The organism is Streptomyces lushanensis (genome assembly GCF_001700515.1).
GTDB classification, from domain to species: domain Bacteria; phylum Actinomycetota; class Actinomycetes; order Streptomycetales; family Streptomycetaceae; genus Streptomyces; species Streptomyces lushanensis.
Window position 1 is genome coordinate 1 of record NZ_MAUD01000520.1, and the last position, 1,770, is coordinate 1,770.

General features: G+C 70.6%; 2 protein-coding genes. One reads left to right on the forward strand and one right to left on the reverse strand.

Annotation, left to right across the window (positions count from 1 at the left end):
- Positions 1–195 precede the first annotated feature (195 nt).
- On the forward strand, positions 196–1,233 hold the full coding sequence (locus tag BFF77_RS30675; RefSeq protein ID WP_066956565.1) for a glycosyltransferase family 2 protein: 1,038 nt from the start codon (positions 196–198) through the stop codon (positions 1,231–1,233).
- Positions 1,234–1,393: 160 nt separating this feature from the next.
- Here the strand turns inward: BFF77_RS30675 and BFF77_RS30680 are convergent.
- Positions 1,394–1,770: LytR C-terminal domain-containing protein (locus tag BFF77_RS30680; protein ID WP_141698573.1), on the reverse strand; the 377-nt coding region annotated here is incomplete at its 5' end.

Here is a 1,770-nt window from a genome sequence, read left to right on the forward strand (position 1 = left end):
GAACGGGGGACAGCGACGCGCACCGCACGGGCGGCGCGCGTCGCTGTCCCCCGTTCGCGGTAACGTGACCGACGTATGCGTCGACGTATGCACCGAGGTATGCACCGACGTATGCGCCGCCGCGCAGAACGCACAGAACGCCCTACCGAACCCCGACGCCGTACCGACCGTCTCCCGAAGGACCCAGAAGACTCCATGCCTGCCTTGCCGCCCGCGGTCTCCGTGATCATGCCGGTGCTCAACGAGGAACGTCATCTGCGGAACTCCGTCCGGCACATCCTGGAGCAGGAGTACGAGGGCGAGATGGAGGTGGTGATCGCGCTCGGGCCCTCCACGGACCGTACGGACGAGATCGCCGCGGAGCTGGTCCGGGAGACCGCGTCCCACCCGCGGGCCACCGTCCGGACCGTCCCCAACCCGACCGGCCGCACCCCCTCCGCCCTGAACGCCGCGATCAAGGCGTCCAGGCATCCCGTCGTCGTACGGGTCGACGGTCACGGCATGCTCTCGCCCGACTACATCGCGACCGCCGTCCGGCTGCTGGCGGAGACCGGCGCGCAGAACGTCGGCGGCATCATGCACGCCGAGGGCGAGAACGACTGGGAGAACGCGGTCGCCGCCGCCATGACCTCGAAAATAGGTGTCGGCAACGCGGCGTTCCACACCGGAGGCGAGGCCGGGCCCGCCGAAACCGTGTATCTGGGGGTCTTCCGGCGCGAGGCCCTGGAGCAGCAGGGCGGCTACAACGAGGAGTTCATCCGGGCCCAGGACTGGGAGCTGAACTTCCGTATCCGCGAGGCCGGCGGCGGGATCTGGTTCTCTCCCGAGCTGCGCGTGCGGTACCGTCCCCGGCCCTCGGTCAGGGCGCTCGCCAAGCAGTACAAGGACTACGGGCGCTGGCGCCATGTCGTCGCCCGCTACCACTCTGGCTCGATCAATCTGCGCTATCTCGCCCCGCCGACGGCCGTCTGCGCCATCGCCGCGGGCGTGGTCGTCGGCGTGGCGCTCACCCCGTGGGGTCTGATCGTCCCGGCGGGCTATCTCGCCGCGATCGCCGCGGGCTCGGTGCCCGCGGGCAAGGGCCTGCCGCTCAAGGCCAGGCTCCGGATCCCGGTGGCGCTCGCCACCATGCACATGTCGTGGGGATACGGCTTTCTGACCAGCCCGCGCTCGCTGGCCAAGAAGGTCATCGCGAGCCGTCGCCCGGCGGTACGGCCGACGGTCGAGGCGTAGCCGGACCGTACGGCCGGCTCGTACGAGCGGTACGGCTCGCAGGAGCGGTACGGACGGGCAGCTCGTACGGCCGGCTCGTACGAGCGGTGTGTACGGACAGACGTGAAGCGCCGCCCGGGGGAGTCTCCCGGGCGGCGCTTCAGCATGTGTGTGCGGACGGTCAGAAGCGGTACGGCGCGTACACCGGCATGCACGCGTCCTTCTTCGAGCCGTTGATCGCGTCCGCCGACTTCGGTATGCCGCCCGCCTCCGGCCTGGACTCCTTCGGATACGACGAGCCGCTGCGCCAGTCCGCGCCCACGACGAGCGTGACACCGGACACGTCGGTCGACTTCTGGACCGAACCCAGTGGAATCCCCAGGGACTTGGCCACGGCCTGCGCGTCGCCCTCCAGATCCGCGCTGGGGAAGCTGACCGTGGTCTTCTCCTGCGGGCTGGGCGTGGAATCCGCCTGGGCCAGGGCGTAGCCCTTGCCGTTGAGCCGCTGGGCGATGTCACGGGCGCGGAGCGACACCGCGCTCCGCTCCCCGCCACCGG